Annotated in this window: 22 protein-coding genes and 1 tRNA gene; 10 read left to right on the forward strand and 13 right to left on the reverse strand. The window is 65.2% G+C overall.

What is annotated here, in order from left to right:
- The first annotated feature begins 44 nt into the window (after positions 1-44).
- The gene (locus MWU77_RS22995) at positions 45-914 is read left to right on the forward strand and encodes a cation diffusion facilitator family transporter (protein ID WP_169690786.1); all 870 of its coding nucleotides are present in this window, start codon (positions 45-47) and stop codon (positions 912-914) included.
- Positions 915-922: 8 nt separating this feature from the next.
- On the opposite strand, the gene MWU77_RS23000 is transcribed toward MWU77_RS22995, so the two are convergent.
- Positions 923-1,525 carry a LysE/ArgO family amino acid transporter gene (locus MWU77_RS23000; RefSeq protein ID WP_247274860.1) on the reverse strand — a complete coding sequence of 201 codons (603 nt, stop codon included), beginning with the start codon at positions 1,523-1,525 and terminating at the stop codon, positions 923-925.
- Between the two features lie 72 nt (positions 1,526-1,597).
- Here MWU77_RS23000 and MWU77_RS23005 point away from each other — a divergent pair, with 72 nt between their 5' ends.
- The gene (locus MWU77_RS23005; protein WP_247274861.1) at positions 1,598-2,485 is read left to right on the forward strand and encodes a LysR family transcriptional regulator ArgP; all 888 of its coding nucleotides are present in this window, start codon (positions 1,598-1,600) and stop codon (positions 2,483-2,485) included.
- 56 nt (positions 2,486-2,541) lie between these two features.
- Here MWU77_RS23005 and MWU77_RS23010 read toward each other — a convergent pair whose 3' ends face one another.
- The 5 genes from MWU77_RS23010 to MWU77_RS23030 form a co-directional block, all read right to left on the reverse strand.
- Positions 2,542-4,443: an ABC transporter ATP-binding protein gene (locus MWU77_RS23010; RefSeq protein WP_169690750.1), complete on the reverse strand. Its 1,902-nt coding sequence runs from the start codon at positions 4,441-4,443 to the stop codon at positions 2,542-2,544.
- Positions 4,440-6,167, reverse strand: coding sequence for an ABC transporter ATP-binding protein (locus tag MWU77_RS23015; RefSeq protein WP_169690751.1), 1,728 nt, complete (start codon positions 6,165-6,167; stop codon positions 4,440-4,442). The genes MWU77_RS23010 and MWU77_RS23015 overlap by 4 nt, the downstream gene beginning before the upstream one ends.
- 42 nt (positions 6,168-6,209) lie before the next feature.
- The gene (locus MWU77_RS23020) at positions 6,210-8,546 is read right to left on the reverse strand and encodes an MMPL family transporter (RefSeq protein WP_247274862.1); all 2,337 of its coding nucleotides are present in this window, start codon (positions 8,544-8,546) and stop codon (positions 6,210-6,212) included.
- A gap of 46 nt (positions 8,547-8,592) precedes the next feature.
- A complete protein-coding gene (locus MWU77_RS23025; protein WP_247274863.1) occupies positions 8,593-9,183 on the reverse strand; it encodes a TetR/AcrR family transcriptional regulator in 591 nt (196 codons plus the stop codon).
- 97 nt (positions 9,184-9,280) lie between these two features.
- Positions 9,281-9,742 carry an Rrf2 family transcriptional regulator gene (locus tag MWU77_RS23030; protein ID WP_169690754.1) on the reverse strand — a complete coding sequence of 154 codons (462 nt, stop codon included), beginning with the start codon at positions 9,740-9,742 and terminating at the stop codon, positions 9,281-9,283.
- A 138-nt stretch (positions 9,743-9,880) separates the two neighbouring features.
- Here MWU77_RS23030 and MWU77_RS23035 point away from each other — a divergent pair, with 138 nt between their 5' ends.
- Positions 9,881-10,819 (forward strand): sterol desaturase family protein, encoded by a 939-nt coding sequence (locus MWU77_RS23035; protein WP_247274864.1) that lies wholly within the window; start codon positions 9,881-9,883, stop codon positions 10,817-10,819.
- On the opposite strand, the gene MWU77_RS23040 is transcribed toward MWU77_RS23035, so the two are convergent.
- Entirely contained in the window at positions 10,800-11,486 is a 687-nt protein-coding gene (locus MWU77_RS23040; RefSeq protein ID WP_247274865.1) for a YceI family protein, read from the reverse strand. The two genes, MWU77_RS23035 and MWU77_RS23040, sit on opposite strands and share 20 nt — an antisense overlap.
- A 76-nt stretch (positions 11,487-11,562) precedes the next feature.
- Complete coding sequence (locus MWU77_RS23045) at positions 11,563-12,174, reverse strand: TetR/AcrR family transcriptional regulator (protein ID WP_169690757.1); 612 nt, start codon at positions 12,172-12,174, stop codon at positions 11,563-11,565.
- 178 nt (positions 12,175-12,352) lie between these two features.
- Between MWU77_RS23045 and MWU77_RS23050 the strand changes: the two genes are divergently transcribed.
- Positions 12,353-13,288 carry a metal-dependent hydrolase gene (locus MWU77_RS23050; RefSeq protein WP_247274866.1) on the forward strand — a complete coding sequence of 312 codons (936 nt, stop codon included), beginning with the start codon at positions 12,353-12,355 and terminating at the stop codon, positions 13,286-13,288.
- Positions 13,288-14,442 (forward strand): hypothetical protein, encoded by a 1,155-nt coding sequence (locus MWU77_RS23055; RefSeq protein WP_247274867.1) that lies wholly within the window; start codon positions 13,288-13,290, stop codon positions 14,440-14,442. The genes MWU77_RS23050 and MWU77_RS23055 overlap by 1 nt, the downstream gene beginning before the upstream one ends.
- Here MWU77_RS23055 and MWU77_RS23060 read toward each other — a convergent pair.
- Complete coding sequence (locus tag MWU77_RS23060) at positions 14,434-15,891, reverse strand: MFS transporter (RefSeq protein WP_247274875.1); 1,458 nt, start codon at positions 15,889-15,891, stop codon at positions 14,434-14,436. The genes MWU77_RS23055 and MWU77_RS23060 overlap by 9 nt on opposite strands.
- 177 nt (positions 15,892-16,068) lie before the next feature.
- Between MWU77_RS23060 and MWU77_RS23065 the strand changes: the two genes are divergently transcribed.
- Positions 16,069-16,608 (forward strand): TetR/AcrR family transcriptional regulator, encoded by a 540-nt coding sequence (locus MWU77_RS23065; protein WP_169690760.1) that lies wholly within the window; start codon positions 16,069-16,071, stop codon positions 16,606-16,608.
- 109 nt (positions 16,609-16,717) lie between these two features.
- Complete coding sequence (locus MWU77_RS23070; RefSeq protein WP_169690761.1) at positions 16,718-17,344, forward strand: maleylpyruvate isomerase family mycothiol-dependent enzyme; 627 nt, start codon at positions 16,718-16,720, stop codon at positions 17,342-17,344.
- Between the two features lie 154 nt (positions 17,345-17,498).
- On the opposite strand, the gene MWU77_RS23075 is transcribed toward MWU77_RS23070, so the two are convergent.
- From MWU77_RS23075 to MWU77_RS23085, 3 genes are all read right to left on the reverse strand, one after another.
- Positions 17,499-17,589 (reverse strand) — tRNA-Ser (locus MWU77_RS23075).
- 46 nt (positions 17,590-17,635) lie between these two features.
- Entirely contained in the window at positions 17,636-18,112 is a 477-nt protein-coding gene (locus tag MWU77_RS23080; RefSeq protein ID WP_247274868.1) for a nucleoside deaminase, read from the reverse strand.
- The gene (locus MWU77_RS23085; RefSeq protein WP_247274869.1) at positions 18,113-18,649 is read right to left on the reverse strand and encodes a tRNA adenosine deaminase-associated protein; all 537 of its coding nucleotides are present in this window, start codon (positions 18,647-18,649) and stop codon (positions 18,113-18,115) included.
- A gap of 48 nt (positions 18,650-18,697) precedes the next feature.
- Between MWU77_RS23085 and MWU77_RS23090 the strand changes: the two genes are divergently transcribed.
- Positions 18,698-19,657 carry a prephenate dehydrogenase gene (locus tag MWU77_RS23090; protein ID WP_374229961.1) on the forward strand — a complete coding sequence of 320 codons (960 nt, stop codon included), beginning with the start codon at positions 18,698-18,700 and terminating at the stop codon, positions 19,655-19,657.
- Positions 19,648-20,988 carry an amidase gene (locus tag MWU77_RS23095; protein WP_247274870.1) on the forward strand — a complete coding sequence of 447 codons (1,341 nt, stop codon included), beginning with the start codon at positions 19,648-19,650 and terminating at the stop codon, positions 20,986-20,988. Before MWU77_RS23090 ends, MWU77_RS23095 begins: the two co-directional genes overlap by 10 nt.
- Here the strand turns inward: MWU77_RS23095 and MWU77_RS23100 are convergent.
- Positions 20,985-21,596 carry a putative glycolipid-binding domain-containing protein gene (locus tag MWU77_RS23100; protein WP_308198856.1) on the reverse strand — a complete coding sequence of 204 codons (612 nt, stop codon included), beginning with the start codon at positions 21,594-21,596 and terminating at the stop codon, positions 20,985-20,987. The genes MWU77_RS23095 and MWU77_RS23100 overlap by 4 nt on opposite strands.
- 282 nt (positions 21,597-21,878) lie before the next feature.
- Here MWU77_RS23100 and MWU77_RS23105 point away from each other — a divergent pair, with 282 nt between their 5' ends.
- Positions 21,879-23,081, forward strand: coding sequence for a GIY-YIG nuclease family protein (locus tag MWU77_RS23105; RefSeq protein WP_247274871.1), 1,203 nt, complete (start codon positions 21,879-21,881; stop codon positions 23,079-23,081).
- Positions 23,082-23,246 lie beyond the last annotated feature (165 nt).

Consider the following 23,246-nt stretch of genomic DNA (forward strand, 5'->3'; position numbering starts at 1 on the left):
CGACGGTGGTCTCGGCGCAGTCGCATCGGCTGCTCATCCGGTTCATGTGGTTGTCGGTCGCGGCGGCGCTGGCCACGATGGCCCTCAAATCGCTCGCTGCGTGGTTGACCGGATCGGTCGGTCTGCTTTCCGATGCCCTGGAATCCGGCGTCAATCTGGTGGCGGCGATCGTGGGTCTGCTCGCGTTGCGCCTGGCCGCGAAACCGGCCGACTTCAACCATGATTTCGGCCACGGCAAGGCCGAGTACCTGTCGGCCGCCGTCGAGGGCACGATGATCTTCGCGGCCGCGACCGCAATCCTGTGGACGTCGATCGACCGCCTGCTGTCACCGCAGCCTGTCGAGGAAGCCGGTCTCGGTCTTGCGCTGTCGGCCGGGTCGTCCGTGATCAACCTGGCGGTCGGGATGGTGCTGATCCGCGAGGGCAGGAAACACCGGTCGATCACTCTGGTGGCCGACGGCAAACACCTGCTCACCGATGTGTGGACGTCGGCCGGCGTGCTGGTGGGTGTCGCGCTGGTCGCGATATCCGGGTGGGACGTACTCGATCCGATCGTGGCGATCGTGGTGGCGCTGAACATCCTGCGTATCGGGTACGGATTGGTGAAACAGTCCGTCGTGGGCATGCTCGACGCCGCGCTCCCCGCCGAGGATGTCGCCGTGGTGAACGCGGTGCTCGACCGGTACCGCGCGTCGGAGCCGGTGGAGTTCCTACCGCCTCGCACGCGTGCGTCCGGACGCCAGCGTTTCGTCTACCTGACGGTACGGGCTCCGGGCGACTGGTCGGTGCGTGCCGGTCACGATCTGCTCGACCGGCTCGAAGCCGATCTTCGGGATGCGTTGCCCGGGGTGACGGTGTTCACCCACCTCGAGCCCCTGGGCTACCAGAAGCGTGGCGCTGCTCCGAGCGCGTAGCACGACCGTCAGGAGGACACCACGAGTCCGGCGCCGAGGCCGAGCATCACCACCGCGACGCCACCGTCGAGAATCCGCCAGGATCCGGGCTTGGCGAACCAGTTGCGCAGATAGCGCGCGCCGTATCCGAGAGCGACGAACCACACGCCGCTCGCAGCGATGGCTCCCGCACCGAACCACCAGCGACCCGGATTTCCGTAGTGGTTGGCGAAGGATCCGAGCATGAGCACCGTGTCGAGGTAGGTGTGGGGGTTGAGCCACGTCAGTGCCAGACAGGTCAACAGCGCTGCACCGATGGTGACGGCGCCGCCGGGCGCCGCGGACAGCGCCGCCGGCCGTAATGCCCGCCGCGCAGCGAGAAGCCCATATCCGATGAGGAAAGCGGCTCCTGCCCAACGGATCACATCGATCACGCCGGGTGCGTGATCGAGGATCGTCGCAATGCCCGCAATCCCCGCCGTGATGAGGAGCGCATCGGAGATCGCGCACACCGCGATCACGGGCAGCACGTGTCGTCGCGCGATGGCCATGCGCAGAACGAACGCGTTCTGCGCACCGATCGCGACGATGAGTGACAGACCTGTGACGAACCCGGCGGCGAGAAGGGACATGCGCTCCACGCTAGAAATTCGGCGATCATAAGGAAAATTGATTTCTCTAACTCTGCATTAGAGTTTCTTCATATGGACGTCGACTTCTCCCAACTGCGGACCTTCGCAGCAGTCCTCGACGAAGGCACCTTCGACGGAGCTGCTGCGGTCCTGCGGATCACGCCGTCGGCGGTGAGCCAGCGCATCAGGGCCCTCGAGCAGCACGTGGGCCAAGTCCTGCTGCGCCGCACCCGCCCGGTGTCCACCACTCCGTCCGGCGAAGTGGTGATGCGTCTGGCGCGACAGGTCGCGCGACTCGAACAGGACGCTTCCGAAGAACTCGGCTTCACCGCCGACGAGCACGCCTACGTGACAATTCCCCTCGTGGTCAATGCCGATTCGATGTCCACATGGATGCTGCGCGCACTTGCACGCATGCCGGTCCGCCACCGCGCCCTGTTCGAACTGCACCGCGAGGACGAATACCATTCCACCGCATTGCTCCGCGACGGCACCGCGATGGCTGCGGTGACCTCCGTCCCCGAACCCGTGCAGGGCTGCACCTCCGAGGAACTCGGATCGATGCGGTATCACGCGATGGCCAGTGTCGACTTCGCCGAGCGGTGGTTTCCCGCCGGCATGTCCCCGGAGGAACTGCAGAAGGCACCGATGCTGACCTTCGACCGCAAGGACGATATGCAAGATCGATTCCTGCGCAAGCGAACCCGTCGCCGGATCACCGCACCCCGCAACTATGTTCCCGGGGCACTCGAATTCGTCGATGCCGCGCGCCTCGGACTCGGCTGGGGCATGCTTCCTGATCCGATGCTCACCGACAGCACCGACCTCGTGAGTCTCGCACCCGACCACCCATTCGACGTCCCGCTGTACTGGCAGCGCTGGCGACTGGAGTCCCCCGTCCTCGACGCCCTCACCGCGGCGGTCCGTCGCACGGCGCGGGAAGTGCTACGTCAGCCGTAGGATTCGATTACATGCGATTCCGGGGAGGCCAACGACATGACCGCAACACCTGACGGTCAGTCGACGAGTGCCTTGAACTGCGCCTCGTAGAGCCGCGAGTACGCGCCGCCCCGCTGGAGCAGATCCTCGTGAGCGCCTTGCTCGACGATGCGGCCGTCCTCCATCACCACGATCCGATCCGCGTCGCGAATCGTCGACAATCGATGGGCTATCACGAAACTCGTGCGATCGTCGCGCAACCGCGCGGTGGCCTGCTGCACGAGAAGTTCGGTGCGCGTGTCGACCGAACTCGTGGCCTCGTCGAGGATCAGGATCGAGGGCTTCGACACGAACGCCCGGGCGATCGTGATGAGCTGCCGCTCACCGGCGCTGAGGCTTCCGGCTTCCTCGTCGACGATCGTGTCGTAACCGTCGGGCAGAGCCCGCACGAACCGGTCGACGTAGCTCATCCGCGCGGCCGACATGATCTGATTCTCGGTTGCGTAGGGATTGCCGTAGGCGATGTTCTCGCGGATCGTGCCCCCGAACAGCCAGGTGTCCTGCAGCACGATGCCGATCCGGGTACGCAACTCCTCGCGGAGCATGCCCGTGATGTCCACACCGTCGACGAGGATCCGGCCCGAATCCACCTCGTAGAAACGCAGGATCAGATTCACGAGAGTGGTCTTGCCGGCCCCGGTGGGACCGACGATCGCGATCATCTGCCCTGGCTCGGCGCGCAGCGTCAGGTTCTCGATGAGCGGGCGCTCCGGCGTGTACGAGAACGACACGTCCTGGAACTCGACGAGGCCGTGCCTACTCCACGGCATCGTGGGCGCCGCGGGCTCGGGCTCCTGCTCTTCCTCGTCGAGGACCGCGAACACGCGGGTGGCGGACGCCGCGGCCGACTGCAGCAGGTTGATCATCGCGCCGATCTGGGCGAGGGGTTGCGACAGCTGGCGCGAATACTGGATCATCGCCTGGATCTCGCCGAGCGTCGACGTGCCCGACGCCACGCGCAGACCACCGATGACCGCCACGACGACATATCCGAGGTTGCTCAGAAAAGTCACCAGCGGCATCACCAGTCCCGATACGAACTGGGCCCGGTACGCAGCCTGGAACAGGGTGTCGTTGGTTGCGGTGAACCGCCGCTCGACCTCCTCGGTGCGGCCGTACGCGGTGATGAGTTCGTGCCCGGTGAACGACTCCTCGATCTGCCCGTTGAGCGTTCCCGTCGCATCCCATTGCGCCGCGAAATGCTTGCGTGAACGCTTCGCCACGAGAATCGTCACCACGGCCGCGGCAGGGACGAGCAACAGCGCGATCACGGCGAGCAGCGGCGAGATCCAGAACATCATCACCACGAGCCCGAGCAGGGTGAACACCGCCAGCACCAACTGGCTGATGGACTCCTGCATACCCGTCGACACGTTGTCGATGTCATTGGTGACACGGCTGAGCAGATCACCGCGCGAATGCGTATCGAAATAACGCAGCGGCAGACGATGGATCTTCCGCTCGACACTCGCGCGCATGTCCCGCACGGTGCGCTGCACGATCTCGTTCAGTCCGTACGCCGCAACCCAGATCAGCGCGGACGACAGCAGGTAGAGGGCGAGGACGATGACGAGGGTGCGACCCAGGCTCGTGAAATCGATTCCTGCTCCGGGGATCACGTTCATTCCGGCGACCATGTCGGCGAACTGGTCGCGACCCTCCGCACGTAGCTGCGCGATCGCGGCATCCTTCGACAGCCCCGCCGGCAACTGCATCCCGATCACACCGTTGAAGATGATGTCCGTACCCCGGCCGAGCACGAGCGGTGCGATCGACGAACTCACCACACCGAGCAACGCCGCGATCATCACCGAATACACCACGTACCGATGTGGATGCAGCAGACCGAGGATGCGGATGATCACGCCCAGACGTGACTGCGGGGCGGCCTGCTGTCCGGCCGTGTCGGGCGACGTCATACGGCGGCCATTCTCTGCGATTCGACGATCTCGGTGTACGTCTGGGAACGACCGAGCAGCCCCAGGTGCGTCCCGGTCGCGACCATGGCGCCGCCGTCGAGAACGACGATGCGATCCGCGTCCTGCACCGTCGACACACGCTGAGCGACGATGAAGACGCACGCGTTGCGCGTTTCGGGTTCCAGCGCCGCGCGCAGTCGCGCGTCGGTCGCAGGGTCGAGCGCCGAGAACGCGTCATCGAACAGATAGATGGCGGGTTTGCGTACCAGTGCACGGGCGATCGCGAGTCGCTGTCGCTGCCCGCCCGAGACGGTGGTGCCACCCTGCGACAACACCGATTCGAGCCGATCCGGCATGGCGTGGACGAACTCGGCGGCCTGAGCCACCTCGAGTGCATGCCATAGTTCGTCGTCACTCGCGTCGGCGCGGCCGTAGCGGAGATTGTCGGCGATCGTGCCCGAGAACAGATACGCCTTCTGCGGGACGACGGAGATCCGTGACCGCAGCACCTCGGGATCGAGGCGCCTGACGTCGACACCCGACACCAGCACCTGCCCGTCGGTGACGTCGATGAGTCGCGGGATCAGACGCATCAATGTGCTCTTGCCCGACCCGGTACCGCCGATGATCGCGGTGGTGGTGCCGGGCTCGGCCCGGAAGCTGATGTCGCGCAGCACGGGCGCGTCGGCACCTGGATAGGAGAACCCGGCACCCCGTAGTTCGACGTCGATCCGAGTGCCGAGTTCGCGCACCGGTTCCGTCGGCGCCGCGACGGTCGGTTCGGTGTCGAGGACCTCGAGGATGCGTCCTGCGCACACGCTTGCGCGCGGCATCATCATTGCGATGAACGACGACATGAGGACGGCCATGAGGATCTGCGCCACGTAGGTGATCATCGCGGTGATGGATCCGACCTGCATGGAGCCGGAATCGATCCTGGCACCGCCGACCCACACCACAGCGACGGTGCTGACGTTCGCAATGAGTAGCACCGCCGGATACAGCACCGAATTGACACGCCCGACGCGCAGCGCCGTCGCGGTGAGATCGTCGTTGGCGCGGTCGAAGCGGGCCTTCTCGGTGTCGTCGCGAACGAAGGCCCGCACGACACGGATACCGCTGACCTGTTCGCGCAGCACTCGATTGACTCCGTCGAGTCTTATCTGCATGACCCGGAATCCCGGCAGCATCAGCGCGATGAGCACGACCATCGTCAGGATCAGGGCCGGCACCGCAACCGCCAGTACCAGGGAGGTGCCGACATCTTCGCGCAACGCCATGATGATGCCGCCGACGCCCATGATCGGGGAGGTCACCACGATGGTGCAGGTCATCAGCACGAGCATCTGAACCTGCTGCACGTCGTTCGTGTTGCGGGTGATCAGCGACGGCGCTCCGAAGGTGCCGAATTCGCGGGCGGAGAACCCGCCGACTCGCTGCACGAGCGCCAGCCGGACATCTCGTCCGAACGACATGGCGGCTCGCGCAGCGAAGTACACGGCGCCGATGGAGCAGCCGACCTCCACCGCGCTGATCCCCAGCATGAGGAGTCCGGTGCGCATGATGTAGTCGATATCGCCGACCGCAACGCCCTGATCGATCAGGTCGGCGTTCAAGCTCGGCAACAGCAGCATGCCCGTGGTGGCCGCGAGCTGCAGCACGACCACAGCTATGAGCGAACCCTTGTAGCGCACGAGAAAGCGCCGTAGAAGCCGAACCAACATGGGCAATACGCTACCTGCGTCTCCGGACGAACCTCGCGGACCTCACACCCGGCTGGCTTCCGGGGTCGCGCCTGCGGCTTCCAGCTCGCGCGTGAGCTTCTCGCCCTCGACGTCGACGTTCGGCAGGATCTTGTCGAGCCACTTCGGCAGCCACCACGCCTTGTCACCGAGCAATGCCATCACCGACGGGATGATCACCATGCGGACGATGAACGCGTCGAAGAAAACGGCGGCGGCGAGCGCGAAGCCGATGGACTTGATCAGCGAATCCGGTTCGGCGATGAACGCGGCGAACACCGAGATCATGATGATCGCGGCGGCGCTCACCACGCGGGCACCGTGCGCGAAGCCACTGCGCACCGCGTCCAGGGCGGACGCACCGTGTACATAGTCCTCGCGCATGCGGGTCACGAGGAACACCTGGTAGTCCATGGCCAGACCGAACACGACGCCGATGAGGATGATCGGCATGAAGCTCACGATGGGCTGCGGGTTCGAGATGAGACCGCCGAAGCCGTTCTGGAAGACCGCTACCGTGGCGCCGAAGGTGGCCAGGACACTCAGCAGGAAGCCGAGGGTCGCGGTGAGCGGCACCAGGATCGAACGGAACACCAGCATGAGCAGGATGAATGCGAGACCCACGACCACTGCGAGGTACGGGACGAGCGCGCTCTGCAGGCTCTCCGACACGTCACCTTCGAGCGCGGTCTGACCCGTCACGCCGTACGAGAGGCCGTACTCCTCGTTCAGGGCTGCTTCGTCGGCGCGAATCTCCGAGACGAGATCCATCGTTGCAGGATCGGTCGGGCCGCTTCGCGGCGTGATGAGAATCTGCGCGGTGTCACCGGCTTCGTTCACCGCGACGATCTGGGCGTTGACGACCTCCTCGTGCTCGTACAGCGAGCCGAGCACCGCTCCGAAGGCCGCGTCTGCCGGCACGTCCGCGTCGCGGGCGTCGGCGACAACGACGAGTGGCCCGTTGCGTCCCGGTCCGAAGCCTTCGTCGATCAGATCGTAGGCCTGGCGTGCGCTGGTGGCAGGATCGCCCGTCGCCTCAGTGGGCAGGGCAAGCCGCAGGCCGGTCGCGGGGAGTGCGAGAACGCCGAGGAGGACGACGCCCGCGACGAGCGGAATCAGCGGACGACGGGTGATGGCGCCGATGAACTTCTGTGCAGCGCCGGGCTCACCGCCCTCGGGGTCGCGTGAATTCAGGCCGGGAATGCGGCCCGCGAAGGCCTTCTCACCGAAGAGGCCGAGCACGGCAGGCAGCAGCGAGATCGCGATGAGCACTGCCATGAGCACAGTGAATGCGGCGGCGTAGCCCATCACGGACAGGAACGGGATGCCGACGACGCTCAGCGCCATGAGCGCGATGATGACGGTCAGGCCGGCGAACACGACAGCGGAACCCGCGGTGCCGACGGCACGACCGGCAGCCTCGGCACGATCGGAGGTATTGAGCAGCTCGTGCCGGAAGCGCGAGACGATGAACAGCGAGTAGTCGATTGCGACGGCAAGGCCGATCATGATCGCAAGTGTCGGCGTCATCGAGCTCAGGTCGAAGAAACCGGTGGCGATGGTAATGCCCATACTGCCGATGCCGACACCGACGAGCGCGGTGATGAGCGGCAGACCGGCGGCGACGAGCGAGCCGAAGGTGAGGGCGAGCACGATCGCGGCGATGCCGATACCGATGAGTTCCGCGGTGCCGCCCGGCATCGTCATCTCGGCTGCGGCGGTGCCGCTGACCTGCACGGTCAGACCTGCATCACGGCCGATGTCCGCAGCGGCGGCGATCTGGTCGCGCATCGCCTGGTCGACGTCGGTGATCTCGCCTTCGAAGGGCACCGTGACGAAACCGACGGTGCGGTCCGCGCTCAGAGGCGACAGCGCCTGGGCATCGGCGCGCGCCGCGTCCTCGGGCGTGCCCTGCTGCTCGGCCAGTCCCAGCATCTGCTGAGTGAGGCCTGCGTCTGCCATGACCGGATTGGTCAGCACGCCTGCCTGCTGTTCGGGTGTGGCGGTGGCGGGGTCGATCTTGGCAGGTGGGGAGACCGTGTCGATCCCCCGGATCGCTGCAAGCACCTCATCGACCGCAGCCATGTTCTGGGGTTCGTCGAGCGTCTGCCCGTCCGGCGCCGCGAAGACGTAGCGCGCGCTGAGCGCATCCATCGGGTTCTCGGCCGACGGGAATCGCTCGGCCATCAGGTCCTGCGCGTTCTGCGCCGGGGTACCCGGGAGTGTGAACGAGTCCGTTGTCGGACCCGACAGGGTCGCGGCACCGACTCCGAAGAGGACGAGCAACGCGATCCAGAACGACAGGACTGCGCCTTTACGCCGGTAAGCGAACTTGCCTATCCGGTAGAGGTAGGTCGCCACGGCAGGCACCCTTTCTTCGATCGAACATGGTCGTGGTGGGGCGGTGTTACGAGAGTCCCCGTCGCAGCAGCTCGAAGGCTTCCCGGATGAGGTCTTCCGGTGAGGACGCGGAACTCGCCATGGACATCTCGATGGCCGATTTGATCGCTCCCAAACTGACGTAGTGCACCAGGTTGGGGTAGATATCCGCGGTCGGATCAGTGCCCGTACGCTCGGCGATGACATCGACGAGCAGCTGCGATGAGCGCTTCGCCACCTCGATGTGTCGGGATTCGTTACCCGAGCCCTCTTCGACGAACGCGACGCAGGTGCTGATGTCGTCGAACGACCACTGGGGATCGGTTACGAGCCCGACGGCACATTCCTCGAGCGAAGACATGATGGGCTCGTCCGCAGGGCGATGCCGCAGAAGATCGATCCAGGTTTCGATCAGGCCCTCGAAGTGCACGAGGACCGCTTCTTCCTTGCTCGCGAAGTAGTTGTGGAAGGTGCGGGTCGAAACGCCGGCCCTCGCGGCGATCGCATCGGCAGTGACCTCATGGAGGCCGTGTTCGCGCGCGAGTTCGGCAGCGGCGTCCGCGAGAGCCGCGCGGGTGGCGGCTTTCTTGCGGTCGCGCAGTCCGAGTTGAGTGCTCACCTCAACGACGGTACAGATTTTGCAGAGCTGTGTAACTTTGCAGAGTTCTGCAATATTTATGCGATCAGCCACACCTGATCACCGCGAGTAATACAGCTCACACGGGGCGGCGCTCCCATGCGCCCGGATCCGAGGTCAGGTCGCGAACGAAGTCCGACAGCTCGTCCGCAACCACATCCGCGAGCGTCACCCCCTCGAGCACCGCGCGCAGATTCACCCGCACCGCGATCCATACATCCCGCAGCCGCTCGGCCGCCCCCGTGTACTCCACACTCTCCGGCCGCTCCCCCCGCACCGACGCGAGTGGCCCTTCCACCGTGCGAATGATGTCGGCGATGGAGATCTCGGCGGCCGGTCGCGCCAACCAGTAGCCACCATCCGGGCCCCGACGGCTACGAACGAGACCACCCCGGCGAAGGTCGGCAAGCACGGCCTCGAGGAATTTGTGCGGGATCGACTGGGCGGTCGCCAGCATTTCCGCCTTGGCCGGGCCGCCGCCACATGCGGCGAGCTCGAGAAGGGTCCGCACGGCGTAATCGACCCTTGCGCTGATATGCACTCTGCTCTCCCTGCAACATTCGACCGGCAATCCCTACCAATACTGGGGGAAATCCGCACAACCCACCCAGCGATAGTGACGGGTGACACAGGAGGCGTACATTGGACGGTCGTCCACGTACTACCTGGAGGCCCCGTCATGAGGGAGACCCTGTTCAGCGCGTGGGGATCGCTGCTCGAACCGTTGCACGACCCCGTAGCCCTCGCGATACCGGCGTTTGCGCTGTTCCTGATCCTCGAGTGGGTCGCGGCCCGCGCGCTGGAGCGCTCCGAGCCGGGACCCGACGGACGCGTCCGCCCTCCGCGCGGTGGATACGAGATGCGCGATGCGCGGGCAAGCCTCTCGATGGGGCTGATCTCGATCGTGACGAGCGCCGGCTGGAAGGTGCTCGCACTCATCGGATACTCCGCCCTGTGGGTGTACGTCGCACCGTGGCACCTGCCGGCCGACGCCTGGTACACGTGGGTGGTCCTGCTGCTGGGGATCGACTTCCTCTGGTACTGGTATCACCGGATGGCGCATCGGGTCCGGCTCATCTGGGCGACTCATCAAGCACACCATTCGAGTGAGTACTTCAACTACGCAACCGCTTTGCGCCAGAAATGGAACAACAGCGGCGAGATCATCATGTGGTTGCCGTTGCCCCTTCTCGGCATCCCACCGTGGATGGTGTTCGTGGGATTCTCCGTGAGTCTCGTCTACCAGTTCTTCGTGCACACCGAGCGAGTGGGCACACTGCCCGCACCGATCGAGTTCGTGTTCAACACGCCGTCGCACCACCGGGTGCACCACGGGTCCGATGCCGAATACCTCGACCGCAACTACGCCGGCATCCTCATCATCTGGGATCGGATGTTCGGCACGTTCAAGGCCGAAGAGCAACGACCCGTCTACGGACTGACCACACCGGTCGGCACCTTCGAGATCTGGAAACTGCAGACCCACGAGTACCGGGCGATCGCCCGCGACTGGCGATCAGCGACATGCTGGCGCCACAAACTCGGGTACGCGTTCGGCCCGCCCGGCTGGGCGCCGGTGCAGCCCGAGACGGAGCCGGTCAGCCCATCTCGAGGGTGATCAGGAAGTCCACACTTCCGGACTGGTCGACCGCGACGAATCCGAGGTCGGGAGGCTCGATTCCCCAGTCGGTCCAGGTGGCAGGAATGCTGCCGGACGCCACGATGCTCCCGCCGGTGCGCAGAACGTCGACGTCCACCGTTACGGGGCGCTCTTCGCCGCGCAGAGTGAGGATGCCGGTCGCCGGCACAGTGGCGACGGTGCCGTCCGTCGGCAACGACGACACGTTCACGGGCTCGGTCAACGTGAAAGTCGCGGTCGGGTGGTTCGCGGTGTCCATCACCATTCCGCGGAACTGACCGTCGCGTTGGGAGATGTCGGTGGCGATACCGTCGACCCGGACGGTGATCTCGGCTGCGGTGAGAGATTCGTCGGCGATCGTTGCAGTGCCCGAAACCTGGTCGGTGCTCCCCACCACGGTGACGTCGGCGCCCCTCAGGATCTCGTGCACTGTGTAACCCGCCGCGGTCCGGTTGGGGTCGGCGCCCGGGGTCACGGTCCACTCGCCGTCGAGTTCACCGGTTGCGGCCTCCGCGCCGGACGTCGATACCGATGCGGCCGGTGCATCGTCCTCCGCGATGAAGTTGCCGTAGACCCATGGCGCGACGAAGAAGCCCAGCAACGCGATCAGGACGACGGCAACGAGCACCCACGCAGCTTTCCGCATGGGGCGAGATTAGAAGACGTTTCGATCCCGCCGGGCACTCTCCGCCGAATTCCTCCGCGAGAATCGGCGTTGCTCGTCATCGAGCAACGACTCGAGCCACGACCGCGGGCCCCACCCACCGGCGCAGATAACGACGCATCTCGTCGTCGGTGCGCGGCGGGTTGCCTGGAGAGACGAAGAACGACTGCATAGTCCGCAGAAGGTATTCGACGAGTTCGTGTAGCGACGCGTCGTCGTAACCGTGACTCTCCCACTCGACATCGAACCGCCGGATCATGGTCATACCGAAGGCCTGCGCCTCGTCGGATGTCATGTTCTCGGGGTGGACGTTCGCGTACGAACTCGACAGTAGAAGCCCCAGGTGCGGAGTGCGGCGCACTTCCGCGAGGGTGAAGACGACGGCTTCGACGGTCGCGTCGACGGGGTCGACGATGCCCTCGACACAGTCGGCCAGACGGTCGAGGAACCCTGCGACCGACGCGATGGCCGCAGCCTTCATCAGCGCATCCGCGCTGGGGAAATACCGGTAGACCGTCTGCCGGATCACGCCCAGCGATTCCGCGACCTCGGCGATGCTGATCGCCGCACCGGTCCGAGCTATGAGGTCGACCGCAGTGTCGACGATGCGCCGCGTCGCCTCGTCGTCGCTCCCGGGTGGACTCCCACCCCACCCTCGCCTACGTGCCACACCCGCCTCCTGAAATGAGGGGCCCGACATTATCACGCAGCCCAATCCCTGAGTGGTATGCCGGGAGATTTACACGAAAGTCATCATACAGATTTGCGCCCAGACGTATGATGCTTCCAAATCGTCGGTCCTACCTGCCCCGACCCGACCGGACAGCCCCGAGAACGAGGTAGAAGAAATGACAAACCTGCACGTCCGCAAGATGCGTTTCGCGTTCGAGGACCACGACGTGCCATTCCTGTGGAACCCCGAGAACCCCGCCTTCTCGAGCATGGCCAACGCCGTCTCGTTCCTCGCAGTCGGTTTCGAGAAGATGATCGTCCAGATGATCACCGAGGCGAAACCGCAATTCGCCGACGACACGGTCGCCGAGGAAGCCGACGCGTTCATGCGCCAGGAAGGACAGCACTCGACCGCGCATCGCCAGCACGTCCGCGCGCTGATCAAGAGATACCCGGGCCTGCAGGAAACGCTCGACGAGGTGATCGGGGCCTACGACACGCTCACCGCCGAGACGTCGCTGAAGTACCGACTGGCATACACCGCAGACCTCGAAGCGACCTTCACCCCCGTCTTCAAACTCATGCTCGACAACGACGCGTCGCTGTTCCGCCCCGGCGACGACCGGGTCGCGTCCCTGTTCATCTGGCATTTCGTCGAGGAAGTCGAGCATCGAAGTTCGGCCCTGATCATCTACGACTCCGTCGTCGGCAGCGACGTCTACCGCATGCGCGTCGCCGCCTCGGTGTTCAAACACGTACTCGACGTCATCCGAATCGCGTGCGCGGGCTTCAACAAGCACGTCCCTCTCGAAGACCGCAAGATCGACGCACTGTCGATGTTCGCGTCGTATCGGCGTAAACAGAAGCTGCTCCAGATGATTCCGGGAATGCAGGCCGCAAATGCCGGGCCGATGCCACGTGCATTCGACGACCTCGGACTCGGCGAACAGCTCATCGCGCTGCGCGGCATCATCCGAAGCCAGATGCCGAAGCACAACCCCGAGCATGAAGATCTGCCCGAACTTGCCGGGCTGTGGTTCGAGCGCTTCGACGCCGGATACGACGTCACAAAGTGGTACACCGCGGAAACCGCTGCACCGGGGGTCAATTGATGTCGGATCTGTGTTCGCCCACCTTCGAAGACCTCGCGACGAGACTCGGCTTCTCCTGCGACGAGGCCGGCGGGCTCGTCGAATTCCGCAATCCGCTGGCGCTCGAGAACTGGACGTTGCCGGTACTCGAACTCACCATCGTCGTCGGCGCCGTGCTCGCACTCGTCTACGCCATCGTGCGACTGCGCCGGCACGGCGACCCCACCAACCTGGTGTTGTGGCTGGGCGCATGCGCATATCTTTTCATCATCGAACCGCCCCTGTACTTCCCGGCCGCGTTCGGGATCGAACAGCACGTCGACACGATGTTCGCGCACAACGTATTCACCGTCGAATTCATGTGGGGCAGACTGCCGCTCTACATCGTCGCGATCTATCCCTTGCTCGCGACACTGTCGTTCGAGATCGTGCGGATGCTCGGCGTGTTCCGCAAGTACGGCGTTCTCCTCGGCGCAGTGTGTGTGGGATTCGTCCATCACGCCTTCTACGAGATCTTCGACCACCTCGGTCCGCAATTGCGCTGGTGGGAGTGGTCGCTCGAGAACCCGATCAACCAACCGTTCTTCGACTCGGTCCCGCTGCCGAGCGTCGTGGTGTTCGCGGCACTGTGGCCGATGTCCCTGGCACTGTGTGTGCAGTTCTTCGTCGGCCGCCACGTCGACCAGGGCGAAAGCTTCTCCGGCCTCCAATTGGTGTGGCGCACAATCGCGATCGGAGTACTTGCCTCCGTGGGGACGTTCGTCCTCCCGATGCCCGCGACCATCATCGGGATGGGAAGCACGAGGGTGCGCGGGTTCATGTACGCACTCGAACTCGTCGTCCTGTGTGTGGTTGCGATCTGGGTGCTCGCTCGCCAGTGGTCGCGGTTGCGCCGCGGCGAATCCGACACTCCCGCCCACACGAACGTGTTCGTCCAACGGTTCTCGCTGGCGTACCTCGGTGTGTTGGCGGTCCTCTGGGTCACCGCGTTGCCCGACTATTTCTCGGCGGTCGACGGTGTCACCGACAACGGCGATCCCATCGGCAGCCTCTGGTATGTCGTGGCGTGCTTCGTCGTCGCCATCGCGTGTGTCGCCGCGACCTTCACCGTTCCCCGGGCCGGGTCCGCAACCGATGCCCCGACCGTCGGAATTCGGGAAACGTCATCATCGTGAAGCAGGTGCGCGCCTGGTGAGCATTCGCGCTGCTAGCAGCGCGGAGATCACCATGAGCATCATTCCGATTCCCGACGTGATGGTCACACCGCTGTCGAACGCCTCACCCGCGGCTCCGAGCAGGGCCGCCGCCTGCTCCGCGGGCAGGGCGTCGGCAACGGCGTGAGCACCGCCCAAGGTTTCCCGAGCGGCGGCCGCGGCTTCCGGGTCGAGGCCGGCAGGCACCCGCAGATTTGCGCCGTAGGAGGCGGTGAGGATCGAGCCGAGCACGGCTGTTCCCAACACCGCGCCCATTTCATACGCCGTCTCGGACACCGCCGACGCCGCGCCGGCCTTCTCCGGCGGCACGCTCGAGACGATCAGGTCGTTCGACAGAGTCTCGGCGGCACCGATCCCTGCTCCGAGAACCGCGAACGCGACGACGATCGGTGCGACGGCCGTCGGTGAGGCCAGCATCAACACGAGCGCGTATCCGAGTGCCGACAGCAACAACGCCGACACGATGACCGTCGACGGCCGGACCCACCGCACCAACACGACCACCGCCAGGCCCGCCACCACCATCACACCCAGCCCAGGAACCAGGCTCAGACCGGCTTGCATCGGGCTCTGCCCGATCACCAGCTGGAGGTGTTGGGAAACGAAGAACAGGAACCCGACCAACGAGACCACCGAGAGCAAGTTCACCAGGACCGCACCGCTGAATGTGGGCACACGGAACAGCCGCACGTCGAGCATGGGGTCCGGCCGGCGCAGCTGACGTCGCACGAACAACACGAGCGAAACGACCCCGACAACGGCGAATGCAGCCGTCACGACGACCGATTTGCCGTTGGCGAGATTCTTGATTGCGAACACCAGCGGTGCGAGCGCGAGCATCGACAGTGCAATGCTCACCACGTCGATACGTCCCGGTGTGGGGTCCCGGGATTCCGGTACGAAGACCGGGCCCAGAACGAGCAGCGGGATCAGCACCGGCACAGCGAGCAAGAACACCGAGCCCCACCACGCGTGTTCGAGAAGGAACCCGCCGACGATCGGACCGAGCGCGGCCCCCGCCGCGAAACACGACGCCCACACCGCGATCGCGAGCCGACGTTGCTCCGTGTCGAGGAAGATGTTGCGCAGCAACGACAGTGTCGAGGGCATCAGCATCGCCCCGAAGAAGCCCAGTGCCGCACGCGACGCGATCAGCGCTTCCGCCGACGGCGCATAGGCCGCAATCACAGAGACCGCTGCAAACCCGGTTGCGCCGATCAGCAGCAGGCGCCGCCGCCCGATGCGGTCGCCGAAGCTGCCCATCGAGACGAGCAGGCCCGCCAGAATCAACGGGTAGATGTCGATGATCCACAGCTGCTGCGCCCCGCTCGGCCGCAGCGCCGCGGAGATCTCGGGTAGTGCGAACGCGAGCACGGTGTTGTCGACCGAGACCAGCAACACCGGGAGCATGAGGACCGCAAGGGCCACCCACTCGCGGGGGCCGGCCTTGGGAACATCTGCGGTTGCGTCCGGTGATGAGACAGGCGTGAACGACACGGTTATCGGGCTTTCGAAAGAGATCGGGATCGAACCCTCGTTACTGTACCATCTGGACGGTATAGCAACGGGGGTCGTATCATCTGCCCCGTGCCACCCCCTCCCGCTGCCCGCGCCAAACTGCTCGACGCCTTCGTGACCATCCTTCTCGAACAGGGTGAACGCGCCGCAACCCTCGACGCCGTCGCCGCCGCTGCCGGAGTATCGAAAGGCGGCCTGCTCTATCACTTCCCCTCGAAGGACGCCCTCGTCGAGGGCCTGGCCGATCACGTCGAAGAACTCGCCGCGGGGGATGCCGCACTCATGCGGGACGCCCCCGAGGGTCCGGCCGCCTACTACATCCGCACGTCCGTCTACGCCGACACACCACTCGACCGCGCCATCATCGCCACCACACGGCTGAGCCAGAACGCGATCCCGCGAGCCCGCCTGGCACTGACTCGGATCAGCCAGGGCTGGATGGACGTCCTTGCGGACACTGTCACCGACCCCGCTACCGCGCGCGCTGTCATGTTGATCGGCGACGGCCTCTACTACAGCGCGGCGATGTCCGGCGAGACCAACGACACTCCGCCTGAAGACGTCGACGAACTGCTCGAGGTCGTGCAGCGTCTGATCGGCCGCCCCTGAACATCACGCCCCTGAACATCAGCGGAAGGGCACCGGAGAGAGGCAGCCGCGAGACGCCGACAACGCGCGGCTGCCTTTCGGTCAACGGTCGCGGTCGTACCCTGTGAATATGAGCAGTTCAGTCATGGCCTTGGCCCACGACGAACGAGCCGACCTCGCCGATTTCCTGGAGACTTTGTCGCCGCAACAATGGGAGCACCCGAGTCTCTGCCAAGGATGGACGGTGCGGGACGTGGTCGCGCACATGATCAGTTATGAGGAACACGGCACCTCGGACCTGCTGAGACGAGTTGCCCGCACTCGCTTCCGGCCATGGAAGCTCAACGAAGTGGCGCTCGCCGACTACGACCGACTGGGGCCCGACGCACTACTCGAGTTCCTGCGGAGCCACCTCGATCCACAAGGTGCCACCTCCCGGTTCGGTGGGCGGGTCGGGCTGGTCGACGCCCTCATCCACCATCAGGACATCCGCCGTCCCCTCGGCCTCGCACGCGCGATCCCACCTGAACGCCTGCGCTACGCCCTTCCGTTCGCCGTGACGGCGCCCCCGCTGCGCGGATTCTGGAAAGCACGTGGAGTCCGCCTCGTCGCAACCGACGTCGACTGGGCACACGGCAGAGGCCCCGAGGCACGCGGCCCAGGAGAAGCGGTGCTGATGACCATGGCGGGGCGCCGAGGGGTTGCAGTGGAACTGACAGGCGCAGGTGCCGCAGTTCTCACCGAACGGCTGGGGTGAAGCCCCGAGATCCTCCGCCGACCGCCGCTGGACCTCGAGAAACACAACCGCAATAGGCATCCGCGCGGTGCCGACAACGCGCGGATGCCTTTTGCGTGCGCGGTCGCACTCACAACAGAAAGTCCCCCACCTGCGTGAACAGGTGAGGGACTCGTGGCGGTGGCGGTGGGATTTGAACCCACGGACGGGGGTTACCCGTCACACGCTTTCGAGGCGTGCTCCTTAGGCCGCTCGGACACGCCACCGCTAGAAGACTTTACCGGATAGGGTGGCTGTGCCGAAATCGCCTGGTCATGACCCGACCGGAGGCGTGCGCTGGCCACGGAAGAACACTTCCAACATCTCCGCACACTCTTCCTCCAACACCCCGCCCCGAACCTCGGGGCGATGCGTCAGCCGACGATCGCGTACGACGTCCCACAGCGACCCCACAGCGCCCGTCTTCGGCTCCCACGCACCGAAGACCACCCGCGACACCCGAGCAAGCACCAGCGCACCAGCGCACATCGTGCACGGTTCCAATGTCACGGCGAGAGTCGCACCCTCGAGCCGCCAGCCGTCCCCGTAGACCTGCGCGGCGGCCCTCAGCGCCAGCACCTCGGCGTGAGCTGTCGGATCACCGGTCGCCTCGCGTGAGTTCGCGCCACGAGCGAGCTCGGTGCCGTCGGCTGCGAACACCACCGCGCCCACCGGGACATCCCCGGTGGGCGCAGCGGCCGCTGCTTCCAACGCGGCCCGGATCAGCTCCTCGTCGTCGCGCAATCCCATCTAATTCATCTTGTCGAGCGTCGTGCTCAACACGTCGTCGAATCCGAGTCGCTGCGCAATCTCGTCGATCTGCTCGTCGGGATACAGATCCGTCTCCGACAGGATCACCGCCAGCACCGGCTCGGGCAGCCCCATGTCGGCCAGGATCGCGAGGTCGCCTTCTTCCCAGGGCTCCACATCGTCGAGTTCGTCGGGGTCGATATCCGGAATCTCGACGTTCAGTGCATCGAGAACATCGGCCGCGATGTCGTAATCCACGGCCATCGAGGCGTCCGACAACAACAGTTGAGTGCCGGCCGGTGCAGGGCGAACGACGATGAAGAACTCGTCGTCCACATTGAGCAGGCCGAACACTGCTCCGGAGCTCCGGAGCTCACGCAATTCCGTCACCGCAGCGTCGAGGCTCGTCAATACCGATGCTGACAGTGCACGGCACTTCCAGCGTCCGTCCTCACGCGTCACTGCAACGGCAAAACCTTCGAAGTCCTCTGTCGAACTCACCGCGGGGCTCTTGTCCCCGACACGCTGTGCAGCCATGCGCGCAACGGTAGTCGGCCCGGTCCCACGAATGAAGCCCACCGGTGAATATGCCAATCTGAAGCGGTGTCCACACCTGCCGCCGCGCCCCCAATCTGTGTACTCGGTCTCGGTCTGATCGGCGGATCCGTCCTCCGGGCCGCGACAGCGACGGGCCGTCGAGCCTGGGGGTACAACCGGTCGGCACATGCGGTGGATGCCGCCGTCGCGGACGGGTTCGATGCATCCACCGACCTCGCAGCCACACTGGCGCGTGCGGAAGAAGCTCGAGCACTGGTGGTGCTCGCCGTGCCGGTGCCTGCAGTCGACTCGATTCTGGCCGCGATCGCCGAGCACGCACCGAACGTGGCACTCACCGACGTCGTCAGCGTGAAAGCACAGATCGCCGACGCGGTCGCGGCTCGCGGACTCTCGGCGCGCTTCGTCGGGGGTCATCCGATGGCCGGGACAGCCGAGTCGGGGTGGGAAGCCGGATCCGCGGACCTCTTCCGCGACGCCGTGTGGGTCGTCACCGTCGACGACGACACGGATCCCGAGTTGTGGCAGCAGGTCGCCGCACTTGCCCTCGACTGCGGTTCTGTCGTCGTCCCCGCCGAATCCCGCGAGCATGATGCCGCGGTCGCGCGGATCTCCCATCTGCCGCATCTGCTGGCCGAAGCACTCGCGATCTCCGGAGCCGCGGGCGGCGACCTTGCGCTCGGGCTCGCAGCCGGATCGTTCCGCGACGGGACACGTGTCGCGGCGACCGCACCCGGCCTCGTCGACGCGATGTGCGAAGGAAACGCCACTGCACTTCTCGAGACCCTGGACGAGACCCTCGACGTCCTACGCGCGGCACGTGAGCAACTCGCGAACGGCAGCACCGGCGACCTCACTCGTCGCGGTCACGCTGCCCGCACGCGTTACGAACAGCGCCGACGCCATCCGATCACCGGGATCATCCCCGGCGACGACAATTGGATCGAACGCCTGAGGGAAGCCGGACGGCAAGGAGGTGTGTGGATGTGACGAACCTTCGCGATACCGCTGCCGCCCTCACCACCGGAAAACTCACCGCGACCGAGCACGTCCGCCGAGTCCTCGCAGATCTCGACTCGCTGGCAGGCACACCCTGGTCCAACATCGTGGCAGCCCGCGACGACGCTGCAGCACTCGAGAGCGCAGCGCATGCGGACGCCGAGATCGCTGCGGGTAACTGGATCGGTCCGCTGCACGGCGTTGCGATCGCGGTCAAGGACAACATCGATGTCGCGGGGCTGCCGACGCGCTGCGGCAGCAATGTCCTCGCCGACGAACCGGCGGCCGACCGGGACGCCCGCATCATCGAAAAGTTGCGTGAAGCCGGTGCGATCGTCGTCGCGAAGACGCACCTGCACGAGTTCGCGTACGGACCGACCGGCCTCGTCAACGCCTCGGGTCCGGCTGCTCATCCACACGATCCTGCCCTCATCAGCGGAGGATCGTCCTCCGGTTCCGCGGTGCTCGTCGCAAAGGGCATCGTACCGGTCGCCATCGGCACCGACACCGGTTGCAGCGTCCGCACACCTGCCGCGTTGTGCGGCATCGCTGGATTCAAGCCGAGCAGCGGGGCACTACCCGTCGACGGCATCGTTCCGCTGTCCACAACCTTCGACCACGTCGGTCTGCTCACCACCGACAGCCTCGACACCGCACTCGCATGGGGGGCGATGCCAGGGGTCGCGCATCTGCGTTCCCCGGTGTCAGGTCTGAGAATCGGCCGGCTCCGCGGCGGAATCTGGGACCTCGCCGGCACGGAGTTCGACGCTGCAGCAGACCTGGCCTGCCGGACCCTCACAGATCTCGGCGCCGACGTCGTGGATGTCGCACTGCCCGAAACGGACGATCTACTCGGCGTGTATCCGATCATCACCGGGTCCGAGGCATACGAAACCCACCGCGACAGGTTCGAGGCCGACCCTGGTCGCTATCAGGCGCCCACGGCTGCCCTCCTGGAGGCTCAGAGGGATCGACCCGCCCACGAGTACCTCCGTGCGCTACGGACGGCTCAGAGGCTCCGGCACGGTGTCCTCGAGCGGTTGCGTCGCACCGAGAACCTCGACGCGCTGATCACTGCCACTACGAGCATCCGATCGGCAAGCCTGAACAGCGATCCCGCAGAGCTGCGAGCGCCCCTGCTCCAACGCTGCATCCCGTTCAGTGTGCTGGGTGTACCCGCGATCTCGGTGCCCGCGCCCGGCGCAGGCATCGGACTGCAGATCGTCGGGCTCACCGCAGGTACCGGAGGGCACGGTAGCCACCCCGCGGAGTCCGCGGCGCTTGCGGTCGCGCTGGCAGTGGAGGGCGTCGACGAAAACTAGATGCGTTCGGCCAACCCGCGGTAGGTGACGACGAATCCGTCTTCGTCGACCGTGACGGAGGAAGACGACACCGGCGACAGAACGTGGATCCCGTCGGCGGCGCTGCTGTAGATCACCGTGGCTTCCTGCACCGTCAGGTCGAGCAGATTGACGTACACGACAGGAACTTCGAGTTCGTCGGCGCCTTCCTGCAGGCGATAACGCCGGATCGGCAGGGCATTGAAGAATGGGCTGAGGATCACATCGACGTCGAGCGCCCCACCGAATGATGCTCGCTGATGGTGCGTCCCACTGTCCACCATCCAGATGCCCTCTCCGGACCGGCTGATGGACATGTGCCGCTCACCGGCTGCCATCGTCGTGCGCACCGACAGCCGACGAGTGACTCCGTCCTCATCCGTCACGAGGTCGTAGGAGGCGCTGAACGCCGGATGTTCGGAACATTCGGCTCCGACGATGCGGCCGGTCGCCTTGATGCGCTGGCCGCTCAGCTGCACACGTACCGATTCCATCCGGGGCGCGTCCAGCGATCGCCAGGTCAAGAGCGCGGGCCAGTTGGACGCTGGGGTTGCCGCAGGACGAACGGCATCAGAGTCTGGGCTGCTCACGATCTATACCGTATGCGACAAGTCGTCGCCGAGCGGCATCGGTGCCGTTATTGAAGACCCCACGGCGAGGAGACTTCTCACAGCACAGTGCTTCCTCTCGTGAGTAGAGCTACCTGCACCACTCCTACCTGCATCGATACCCCTCGAGTTCGGATCGATCCACCCATAGAATCCACTCATCGACCGTACGGACGTCCACTCCGGAATGAAGATCGAAAACTGTGCGACGCAGCCGTCCCCGGAAACGGTTCCTCCGCCCTGTATTGGCCTAGAGTCGCTTCCATGCGCACCGTGTGGACAGTTCCTCTGAACATCGCTCAGACATTGCTGGAGTCTCCGGAAATCCAGATGTTCCTGACCAGCAATGAGCTTCCGGAAACTGCGGACGACCCACGGCAGAGACTCTCCGAGTTCACGCTCGCGCTGGGTGCCCTGGCACGCAACAGTGGACGCACATTCAGTTCGATCGACTCCGCCAACCGCGAACTGTTCGGGGGTGCTGCCGGTGCAGTTCCCGTAGCACTCCGGCTGACCGTTCTGCGCGCTATCGTCACCAAGGTCGACGACCGGACGCCGACACCCAAACCACTCCAGAAGAACGTGATCGACCAGCTCGGTGCGTATGTCTACGCGATTGTGGACTCCCGCGACCGCAGCATCCTCTACGTCGGGATCGGCAGAGCCAATCGCATCTTCACGCTCACCTGGACAGCGCTCGGTGAGAACCACAAACTCGAGGAGTCGAAAGAGAAGGCGCCGGTCGCGACGCCTGAAACCGAGGCGGCAATCCGTCGCATCAAGGCGGTCTACGACTCCGGCTACTCGGTCGAACACTTCATCATCGCGGATGCGCTGCGCCCCGCGTCCGATCCAGAGCACACGGCAAGTGATGTCGCGCAGGCAGTCATCAGCTCGCTCGGGCTCCTCGAACCGCATCGCGGAGAACCGGTACTGACGAACCTCGCGGGTACGAACGAGGAATCGGAAGCCGACCGCACCGCAATTCCGATTTCGGAGATCGTGCGTCAGTACTCGGCCCAGGCCGCGCCCGAACCTCCCACGCCGTGTGTGGTTCTGCGTATCAACGAGGCCAAGAAGGCGTCGACGGAGGCCGTGCGTGAACTCGCTTCGCGCCCCTGGCCGGCAGGGACCGCAGCCCGAGGAATCGACGGACTGCCCATCATCGTCGTCGCCGACAACATAGTGCGCGGCGTATATCGAGCGACAGGTTGGGAAGCGGGTGCCCGCACCGAAGAAAACGGCGGCACAATTCTCTACCGGTTCCGCGGGGAATCCGACCCCGAGCTCGAGATGGCGTTCGTCAATACACGGCTGACTCCGGATCGTCTCGGGCTCAAGCGCTGGCCGACGAGCGGTTGGGCACCACGACTCACCCGCGCACTTCCCACCCCTGGTGGGCACCCGAAATCGAAACCGGCACCCCGAGCGAATGTCACCAGGCCCCACACGAAACCCACATACTGAAAACAAAAGGAGCCGGGGAGTGCGGGGAAATCATCCCCGCACTCCCCGGCTCCATTTACCTACACAAACACGAGAGGGACCCCACATTGTGGGGTCCCTCTCGGAACGAATGCACGGCGGCGACCTACTCTCCCACACCCTGACGAGTGCAGTACCATCGGCGCA

Source organism: Rhodococcus sp. F64268 (assembly GCF_023015605.1).
Taxonomy (GTDB): domain Bacteria; phylum Actinomycetota; class Actinomycetes; order Mycobacteriales; family Mycobacteriaceae; genus Rhodococcus.